The sequence below is a fragment of the Endothiovibrio diazotrophicus genome (genome assembly GCF_054657215.1).
This window is the reverse complement of record NZ_BAAHXB010000168.1, coordinates 1-8,588: the sequence shown is the minus strand read 5'-3', so window position 1 is coordinate 8,588 and position 8,588 is coordinate 1. Positions and strand designations below refer to the sequence as shown.

General features: G+C 55.9%; 11 protein-coding genes. 4 read left to right on the top strand and 7 right to left on the bottom strand.

Going from position 1 to position 8,588, the window contains the following annotated elements; genetic code table 11:
- The 3 genes from ACYQ2W_RS24410 to ACYQ2W_RS24400 form a co-directional block, all read right to left on the bottom strand.
- The coding region (locus ACYQ2W_RS24410) for a hypothetical protein (RefSeq protein ID WP_459873297.1) at positions 1-538 on the bottom strand (538 nt) is incomplete at its 3' end.
- A 41-nt stretch (positions 539-579) separates the two neighbouring features.
- Positions 580-1,158: a hypothetical protein gene (locus ACYQ2W_RS24405; RefSeq protein ID WP_459873295.1), complete on the bottom strand. Its 579-nt coding sequence runs from the start codon at positions 1,156-1,158 to the stop codon at positions 580-582.
- Positions 1,159-1,283: 125 nt separating this feature from the next.
- Entirely contained in the window at positions 1,284-2,645 is a 1,362-nt protein-coding gene (locus ACYQ2W_RS24400; RefSeq protein WP_459873293.1) for a S8 family serine peptidase, read from the bottom strand.
- 356 nt (positions 2,646-3,001) lie between these two features.
- Here ACYQ2W_RS24400 and ACYQ2W_RS24395 point away from each other — a divergent pair, with 356 nt between their 5' ends.
- Positions 3,002-4,129 carry a toprim domain-containing protein gene (locus ACYQ2W_RS24395; protein WP_459873291.1) on the top strand — a complete coding sequence of 376 codons (1,128 nt, stop codon included), beginning with the start codon at positions 3,002-3,004 and terminating at the stop codon, positions 4,127-4,129.
- Positions 4,130-4,252: 123 nt separating this feature from the next.
- Positions 4,253-4,948, top strand: a complete 696-nt coding sequence (locus ACYQ2W_RS24390; protein WP_459873289.1) for a response regulator transcription factor — start codon at positions 4,253-4,255, stop codon at positions 4,946-4,948.
- Here ACYQ2W_RS24390 and ACYQ2W_RS24385 read toward each other — a convergent pair.
- Positions 4,932-5,318, bottom strand: coding sequence for a hypothetical protein (locus ACYQ2W_RS24385; RefSeq protein ID WP_459873287.1), 387 nt, complete (start codon positions 5,316-5,318; stop codon positions 4,932-4,934). The two genes, ACYQ2W_RS24390 and ACYQ2W_RS24385, sit on opposite strands and share 17 nt — an antisense overlap.
- A gap of 283 nt (positions 5,319-5,601) precedes the next feature.
- Between ACYQ2W_RS24385 and ACYQ2W_RS24380 the strand changes: the two genes are divergently transcribed.
- Complete coding sequence (locus ACYQ2W_RS24380; protein ID WP_459873285.1) at positions 5,602-6,354, top strand: DUF5131 family protein; 753 nt, start codon at positions 5,602-5,604, stop codon at positions 6,352-6,354.
- An 18-nt stretch (positions 6,355-6,372) separates the two neighbouring features.
- Positions 6,373-7,647, top strand: coding sequence for a three-Cys-motif partner protein TcmP (locus ACYQ2W_RS24375; protein WP_459873283.1), 1,275 nt, complete (start codon positions 6,373-6,375; stop codon positions 7,645-7,647).
- 5 nt (positions 7,648-7,652) lie between these two features.
- On the opposite strand, the gene ACYQ2W_RS24370 is transcribed toward ACYQ2W_RS24375, so the two are convergent.
- Genes ACYQ2W_RS24370 through ACYQ2W_RS24360 form a run of 3 tightly spaced genes read right to left on the bottom strand, consistent with a single transcriptional unit; the run spans position 7,653 to position 8,308 of the window.
- A complete protein-coding gene (locus tag ACYQ2W_RS24370) occupies positions 7,653-7,814 on the bottom strand; it encodes a hypothetical protein (protein ID WP_459873280.1) in 162 nt (53 codons plus the stop codon).
- Positions 7,815-7,817: 3 nt separating this feature from the next.
- Positions 7,818-8,099 carry a type II toxin-antitoxin system RelE family toxin gene (locus ACYQ2W_RS24365; protein WP_459873278.1) on the bottom strand — a complete coding sequence of 94 codons (282 nt, stop codon included), beginning with the start codon at positions 8,097-8,099 and terminating at the stop codon, positions 7,818-7,820.
- A 14-nt stretch (positions 8,100-8,113) separates the two neighbouring features.
- Positions 8,114-8,308 carry a hypothetical protein gene (locus ACYQ2W_RS24360; RefSeq protein ID WP_459873276.1) on the bottom strand — a complete coding sequence of 65 codons (195 nt, stop codon included), beginning with the start codon at positions 8,306-8,308 and terminating at the stop codon, positions 8,114-8,116.
- Positions 8,309-8,588: the final 280 nt, after the last annotated feature.

Genomic DNA, 8,588 nt, shown 5'->3' with positions numbered 1-8,588 from the left:
GCACGCAGAGGAGCCCGACACCCCACACCGCCGAGACCGCCACCACGGGAACCTCGTCCGTCAGCTCGCCCTGTAGCAGCTCGGGCACCGTCCAACCCTCCCACGCGGTGAACTCCTCCTCGTGCATCTTGTACCCCGTGCGCTGCACCGCCGCCCCCACCCGCCGCAGCTCCTCCTGCATGGTGGAGGCGTTGCGGCGGATGACCTCCTCCGGTGGCTCGGGAGGTGGCGGTGGCGGGGGACGACGGGGACGCGGCGGAGGGGTTACGTCCGGTTCAATGGAAGCGGTGGAATCACCGAAATGCCGGTTTGACACGTAGTCACGCAGCACTTCCAGGGTGGGGTTGATGAGGCGGAAGTTGCGGGTGTAGCGCGCGACTTGCTCGGGACTTGGCTGGAGGGCGGCGATGGTGTCAGGATGCCACCGCCGCCGGGCGCGGCGCATGAGGCGGGTGAAATCGGCTTCGGTGAGGCGGCTGGGGTCGCGGACATCGAGGATGGCCAGGGCATCCTCGAACCCAACTGGCTCCGCAACCACCCCTTTACCGCAAATACGCGGTCAGCAACACACTGGGCGTATTAATCAGGGCAAACCACGCTGAGATCACAGTCCCCAGACATTTCGTTGTCTGAACTCAACTCAAACGTACCGGTCAAGCCGTTGATGTCGTAGGTATAATCACCCGCTGGAAGCCCGTAAACCGGCAAGGGCACTGTCTTTTTGTAATGAACAGCGGCCGCCAAGCATGCGGTTCCTGGAACATAATTATATTCATAACTTAAGACAACATCAAAATGCCTCCCGGAGCGCCTATAAGTTGCTGGGCGGAGATCGATATAACACCCATTGCCGAACTCACCCGACGCTCGCAACAAAACCTGCGCCGGACTCTCATTCGTCACTATCACCTCAACATCGCTCACAGGCGCTGCTTTCAACCCCTGGCTCCCTAATATCTCATACGAATCAAGCCGCCACCCGCCTTCTTCGGAATAACTGAAACGCACGTCCTGATATGTCCCTACTCCACCCAACTCATCAACAACAGGGAGAACCAACAAGCCATTCCCGTAATAGGGGTTGTCGGCCAACGAATACCCCGCACGCAACATCAGAACCAAAAAAACAATATATATGTTTCCGCGAACACTACTCACAATAAGTCCTCCTTTCAGAGTCGCGCCGATTTCACACATGACGTGCAGGCGATCGCGCAGGCTTTCGCAAAGCACTTGCGCTGACCGCCTGCATCTCTTTCCCTTACCGACAACCCTCTCTCAGACTACCATTGCTGAGGAATAAACCGAGAAGTCGAGTTAGTGAGTGGTGTTCCATCAGAATCCACCACAGTTCCAATCACACCAAATCCCCTCACCGTCGTGTAAATATCTCCGACGCTGGAAATATCACAATACGGGGCTGCCGCCTGACACACGACAGCAAACAATCCGGAAATATATGGTGCTGCAAATGACGTACCGCTAAAATAGGCCCATAGTCCAGACACATCAATGGACATCACGTCTTCAGCTGGGGCAAATGTCGAAACATTCGATCCGGTTCTTGATTTATACCCAGGAGTATCATATAGAGCATCGCTACCGGGAAGCAGTTCACTGCTTGTCCCACCCACCACGAATGACTCGACAATCCGTACCGGCGAATAGTCAGCTGTATCACAACCATCATTGCCAGCGGCGACAACAATAATTACGCCTGCATCATACGCAACTCGAATCGCGTATTCCAAAGGTATCGAAATCCAGTCAACCGAACAATCTCCTGTTGAAATTTCATTGCTCCAATTTACAATAGTCCCGCGAGGCGCATTAGCTGCCAACCAATTAAACACCTCGATAGAGGTACTCAACTTTGATAGGCCAGTACATCCATCGGTAATTTTCGCTATTTTTAGCGTAACCCCTTTTGCGACTCCTCTACCTCTCCCGCCGGCAATAGCGGAAACGGCGGTGCCGTGATTGACACAATCATCCCCATCCCCGCCATTTACGTCATATACCACAGACGCCCGCCCGTCAAACTCTGTTTGAACCCAAGGAGCATCCAAGCTTATGCCAGAATCCACGACATATATAGTTCTTCCAGCACCGGTTGCCCAATAATTATACTGCCCATCGAGTTCGGGCTTCAGGCTATCCATACGATCAAGCCCCCAGCTAGTGGTGGCCTCTGAAGTTGCGAGTGTAACTGTTCGATCTTGATCAATCCGCATCACTCTTGGGTCTCGCTCTAGCCGCGCAGCCTCCTCTGCTCCCATATTAATCAGCGCCATATTGAAACTTTCGAATATCTTCGCTACCTCTCCCCGTACTCCCAGGGCTGCGGCCAATTCCGCCCTGCTCTGCCCGGTAGTACTTTCTCCAACAGGCACCCTCCCCCGATTAGCCAGATTGGGCGGATCAATAAGCGGCGGCCCATTTCCTTCATGAGAGTTAAAAGTCACGATGTACGAGCCATCAATCACGCGAGACACATTTTCGTGAACCACCGAATTCGCTTGTACTGGCAGCGCCGACAGAGCAACGGGGCTGACAGAAAACACCAGCGCAGCCGCAACGGCCATCATACCTCGGCGGCCGTTTTTAATTGATTGAACTCTTGATGCAAATAGAAGGGGATTCATTTAGGTTCTCCTAACTCGAATTATCCTTGTTACACCCAACGAAATGGTCCCCACGACGATAACAAAATGATCTAAATTTTATAATCAGCAATAACCTGAAAATCGTGTAATACGATTACTTCCATGCCCGTAAGACAACTCCTACAACCGCGACAGATAAATTGCTTATCGACCAGAACCCCAACAGACTAAACAAATCTCCTTCGCATTATCGTCTATTGAGCACCCATTCTTTGCCCACCTCATGATACGTTCACTAGGTACCGTATTCTTTGCAAGGCACTCCTCCCGCCCAATCCCACATCAATCCTGAACCAAACGTTTGAATATATAGACTGCCCCCGTAGCCTCGGGGAATGGCTCCCAAACGCATCTTCCACCCCGACGAACTCTCCGCCATCCGCGAGCAGTGCGATTGGCGGCGGCTCCTCGACGACCTCGGCGTGCGCGCCGACGTGCGGCGCTGCACAGCGGGAGAGTTTTGGGGCTACTCGCCCTTCAACCCTGATGAAAAGACCGCCAGCTCCCACATGACCAAGCCGGGCGTGTGGTACGACTGGTCGAGTCTCGCCACCGCCCCCGGACGCAGCAAACCCGGCGGTGGGGTTATCGAACTGGTACAGGCAATCCACGCCGCACGGGGGGAAACGTTGAAGCTGAACGAAGCGGCGGGTTGGCTCGTGGAGTGCGGCTATTCCCAGCTCCGCCCGACCGCTTCCCATCGTTCACCCCGCCCGGAGGAGGACGCCCCTGTCGGCGCCGCTCCGCACAACGAACCCATCCGTACCGATCTTACCCCCCGACTCAGCGAACAGGGAACCCACCCCGAGTTCGTCCGGCGCGGCATCTCCACCGCCACCTGCCGGTATCTGCGCTGCGGCTACCTGAACGCCCCTCGGGGTACGCTGGCAGGGCGGATGGTCTTTCAAATTGGCGGGGCGACACCCGACGGCACCCGCCGCGTCATCCTCTCCCACATGGGGCGCGCCACCACACCGGAGCAGACAGCGAAGGGGAAGTGGCGTTTCTATCGCGGGTTCAATCCTTCGCTCACGCTGTACAACCTCGACAATCTGCTCCTCGACCCGACGGCGCGGGAGCAAGTTGAAACGACTGGTCACGTCCTCCTCGTGGAGGGCGCTTTCGACGTGGCGAAGTGCGTGGAGGCGGGAATCCTCAACGTCGTCGCCACCTTCGGCGCCCACCTCTGCGCCGCGCAAGCCGACACCCTGCGCGACGTGCTCGACCGGCTCAGGGTCGGCGCCGTGCGCCTCTTCTACGACCGTGACCGCGCCGGGTGCATCGCCGGGGAGGAAGCCGTGGCGCGCCTGGAAGAACTCGGCATCGCGACCACGGCGTTTGACTGGGAGCAGTCCTTCACCGACCGGGAAGGAAAGCCGCGCACCATCCCCGCCACAATCCAAGACCCCTGCGACCTGAGCGCGGCGCAACTGCGCTGGCTCCGCGCGCGGAAAGTGCTGTGAGATAGCGGTTTGGAATATGAACTAATTCTGTAAAAGCTCCAGGATTTTTTTCGGAAATCGCGCAGCAATCCATACACTGTCCCCCTGGTCGCGCCACTTCGCGCCCGGCCAACCGCTCCTCCTGTGCAATCGTCCCCCGACTGCCAGCCTCGCCTCTTCCTCATCGGCTACCCGCGCGGGTACCGGCGGGAGTTGGTGGACGCCTTCGCTCAGGAGGGGTACGCCGTCGCCGAGTACGAAGACCCCCGTCTCGCGGCGGAGGCGTTCGGGCACACCCTGCCCGACGCGGTGGTCGTCCAATGGAATACCGCCGCGCCCCTCGGCACGCTGGAGTTCGTCGAACGCTACGGCGGCCTGCTCCCGGTGCTCGTCCACACCAGCCACGCCGTCCTCATCGACATCGTGCGCACACTCCGGGCCGGCGCCGCCGACTACATCCGCCAGCCCTGCTTCTTTCCCGAACTCCTCGCCCGCGTGGAGCGCGCCCAGGCGGCAGCCCCACGGCGGGAGCAAATCGCCGTCGGTGGCGTGGTGTTGGACGTGGGGAGTCGGGTCGTGCGGATTGGCGAAGCGCGCTTCCAACTGACGACGCGGGAGGCGCGCATCCTCGCCGCCCTCCTCCGCCGCCCGGCACGCGCCATCAGCCGCCCGACGCTCTTGCGCACGGCGGGCATCTCCGACGTGAAGCCGACCATCCTCGAAAGCTACGCCAAGCAGCTCCGCCAAAAGCACCCGCTCCTGCGGCGCAGCCTACGCACCGTCTACGGGCAGGGGTACGCCTTCTTTCCCGAGGAAGGAGGAATCAACGCTCAGGGGTAAGGTCACGCTCGCGGATCGCGCCACGTCCGCGCGCCAAGCTCAAGGTACGTTTCACCTTGAGTGCTTGGGTGTAGTCGTCGGGGTGCAGCAAGCCCTCGTCACGCCCCTTCGCCAAGTCCTGCTCGGAGAGCTGGTGGAGGAGATCAATCACGGTCGAGCGCGCCGCCTCGCCCGCCGTCTCGATCTCCGAGGGCAACCCCAGCCGGGTAATGAGCGCGGCGTACTCCGTCGTGTCCTCGCCCGCCTCCGCGAGGTCGCGCAGCCCCAGCTCCGCGCCGCGCGCGACGGTGAGGGTTTCACTGAGCATATTCAGCAGCGCCCCGGTGTCGGCGAGGTCGGGGATTACGCGGGCGATTCGGGGTTCAGACATGGCGGGTGCGTCCTTACAGGGTCTGACGGGGAGATTAGCACCGGGGAGCGTGGGGTGAAACGGGAAGGGGGAGTGAAAGCTGGAGGCGGTTCAGGATTTTGTCGATCAGACACAATTTGCCAACAGGACAAATACACCGTTATTCTTCATCAACCAACTGACGTTCACTAATGAATCCTTGAAATATCAACGAGTATGGGGACTTTCCTACATACAAACCTCAACTATACTGATACCATTTCAGAATGCCCGAACGGAAAACCGCTTTCGACGCCTAGCAGCAATGTCAACGACTAGCAAAATTGAGTGGACTGAACGAACATGGAATCCGGTTGCCGGGTGCTCCAAAGTTTCCCCTGCATGTAAATACTGCTACGCAGAGACCATGGCGCGACGCCTTCAGGCAATGGGTACACCAGGTTACGAAAACGGTTTCCAGCTAACCCTACTTCCACAGCGACTTCATGACCCATTGAAGCGGAAGGTGCCTACAACGTATTTCGTGAACTCCATGTCCGACCTTTTTCACGAAAAGGTGCCTTTCACGTATATCGATCAAGTCCTCAACGTCATCGAGCGAGGCAGCCAGCACACCTTTCAAATACTCACTAAGCGGGCTGAGCGACTCGCAAGCTACTTCCAAACTAGGTCAGTTCCACCAAATGCGTGGATTGGTGTTTCCGTCGAGGATCGAGCCCACGGTGTAGCAAGAATCAAGTACCTGCAACAAGTAGACGCCCGTATCCGTTTCCTTTCTGTAGAGCCCTTGCTCGAAGATATTGGGCAGTTCAATCTCGAAGGACTCCACTGGGTTATCGTCGGAGGGGAGTCCGGTCCCAAAGCGCGCCCAATGAAACCTGAATGGGTAGATTCTATTCGAGTACAATGCGACGCCAACAATGTTGCATTTTTCTTCAAGCAGTGGGGAGGCTGGGGTGCTGACGGGGTAAAGCGTGCCAAAAAGCATAATGGCAGAAAACTCCATGGGCGCACATGGGACGAAACGCCTCAACTCATCCTTCCCACGCAGCCTTGACAGTTAGAGAACAACTTCATGGACGACCCAAAGTACATATGGCGCATAGGAACCCCTCCTCCAGGCCTTGATCGACACACCGAAATAAAACACCAAATCATCGAAGAATATGTTAGAAGATACATTCTCACATTAATGTCATGCGCCACCATTCCTGTATTTCAGCTATCTTTAGTTGATGGGTTCTGCGGCGGCGGTTGCTACGTTCGTGAGAACGGCGAAATAGCCGACGGCTCACCCATACTAATGATTCGCGCCGCAAACGAAGCTCGCGCGATACTCAACCTTGGCCGCCGCACTCCCCGCCAAGTAAACGTTGACTATCACTTCATCGACATCAATCAAGACACTACAGACTATCTTCGATTTTGGATAGATGGGAAGCGAGAATCAAACAACATACAAGAACCCGACTACAGATCTACAAATATAGTAACTAATGATTTCACAAAAGAGCTACCCACGTTGATAAGAAGAATAAAAAGCAAGAAGATGGGCGAGCACTGCATTTTCGTTCTCGACCAATATAATTATGACGACGTCCCAATGCATTCCATCGCAAGAATTTTTAGAGAACTGAAAGGAGCAGAGGTAATTCTCACATTCAACGTAGGAACACTAATTACATTTTTGTCCGACCGCGCGCAAAACAGGAAACCTGTCAAAAGAATCGGATTGGACGGACACGTCCCGTGGTCAGAAATAAGAACAATAAAAGCCACCCAAAAGCAGCGCTGGAAGCAAATTCTACAAAGCCACATAGCAAATGGAATTCAAATAGAATCTGGCGCACGCTTCATGACTCCATTCTTTGTTAGACCTTGGGGATCAACACCGTGGGATTACTGGCTAATCCACCTTTCCAATCAATATCGTGCTCACGCAGTCATGAAGAATCTCCATTGGGAACACTCAACTGAATTCGCGCACGAACTATCCCCTGGGTACTACATGCTCGGATATGACGCAAACAAAGACAGTAGCTACACAAGCCAACCAAGCCTTTTGTTCGACGAGACTTCTCGCGACAAGTGTCTAGACGGGCTTCGAGAACATTTTGGAAGAAAAATATATGAAGAAGATAAGGCAATTAAAGTCCGCAGCATTTTCGAAAATACCATAGGAAACTCTATGGCTAATGAGCCTCACCTACTTGACGCTGTTTCACAGTTAAGCTCGTCGAAAGATATCATCGTCATCTCCAAGGATGGAAAACGCAAAAAGCCAGAATCAAAAATTGCTCTTAGCGACACCGTCGAGAAATCAAATCAGCTTAGATTACTTCTATCGTAGTTCAATTAGACTCTCGAAGGAACTTCCTCCGCAAGCCGCCGCAATTCCCTTACCCCACCCTTCACGATCTTCCCATCATCCACGACGCTCAATGCCCGAAGCACCGCGAAAAAGCCCCATTCCTTAACATCCGCCAGCACCGCAAGCGCCTTGTAGGCATAGAACATCCTTCACCCGCGCGGGAAATTTTTATAAAAATCACCGCGCGCACCCACATACCAAAAAATCACCCGTTGCCGCGCCGCATCCAGCTCGATACCGACCCGGTACGCACCAAAACGCAAGCGGTAGTAGCGGGAATAGCCCCGCAGCTTTTTGAGTCGCGGGAGGCTCTGAGGATTTTCAATTCCGTCTACGTACTGCGCGATGTAGTCGTCAATCGCGCGGCGAGTCTCCGCCGGGAGCTTGCGCGCAGACTTCACGAAGAGCGGGGCAATCGCGAGTTGCCACATGGGGGAAACGTGGATTATTTGCTGGACGCCAGATACTCACGGGCAGACAGAAAGTCCGCAGGATCATCCGTCTGCTTTCCATGTTCAATCGCCGCAGCCAACTCCGCCTCGGCTTCCATATCTTCCAGGAGTGTACGCAGCACCTCCTCGTCAGCCGTTTGCAAAAACTGCGCGAGATGCTGGTCGTGAATCTCCCGTTCAATCCGCATGGCAGGTCTCCGTCGCACGGGCGCGCGCTGAGTGAGGGTATTGGACATTGGTGGAATTTTACCACGGAAGCGAACTCCCAGCGCCCCGCCAGCGGGAGCACCTGGAAGGCGGCAAACCACCGTCTCGTAAGAAAATTCCTACGCCGCAGCGCCCCGGTCGATCTCGCCACTTCCCGTAGCCAGCTTCCGCAACTCCTTCACCCCACCCGCCACAATCTCCTCATCATCCACGACGTTCAATGCCCGAAGCCCAGCGAAAAGGCTCCGCTTTCCGCTGTTG